This window comes from Mesorhizobium sp. M2E.F.Ca.ET.209.01.1.1 (genome assembly GCF_004010375.2).
In the GTDB taxonomy this organism is placed as follows: Bacteria; Pseudomonadota; Alphaproteobacteria; order Rhizobiales; family Rhizobiaceae; genus Mesorhizobium.
Genome location: NZ_SADP02000363.1, coordinates 1 through 382 on the forward strand (window position 1 = coordinate 1; position 382 = coordinate 382).

Annotated in this window: 1 protein-coding gene; it reads right to left on the reverse strand. The window is 73.8% G+C overall.

Going from position 1 to position 382, the window contains the following annotated elements:
- Positions 1–73 precede the first annotated feature (73 nt).
- Positions 74–382, reverse strand: a 309-nt coding sequence (locus tag EN852_RS36005; protein WP_135879702.1) for a hypothetical protein, incomplete at its 5' end; no start/stop codon positions are given.

A 382-nucleotide genomic window follows, 5' to 3' on the forward strand; every position in this document is an offset into this window, starting at 1 on the left:
CCGCCGGCGCGCACGGTCCGAAGCCCGCGCCGCACAGGGGCGAAACACGCCGGGCGTGGCCCGGCGCCAGCGCTCAGGCGACCGGGGCGGGACGGCTACGCAGCAGGCGCACCAGCGCCCACACCAGCAGCACCACGCCGATGGCCTCGACCATGGCCAGTGCGAAATGCAGCACGCCGAGGATGGCACCCATGCCCGACACGGCGCCGAAATTACCACTGCTGACCAGCCACATCGGCAGCATGCCCGCCGCCAGGCCGCCCAGGCTGGACAGCAGCAACAGCAGCAGGCCGACCAGGGCACCGGTGCGGGTGGCATCGCGCGGCGCGCCGACCACCCAGACCAGGCCGATGCACAGCGCGATCAGCACCGGCAGGCGCAC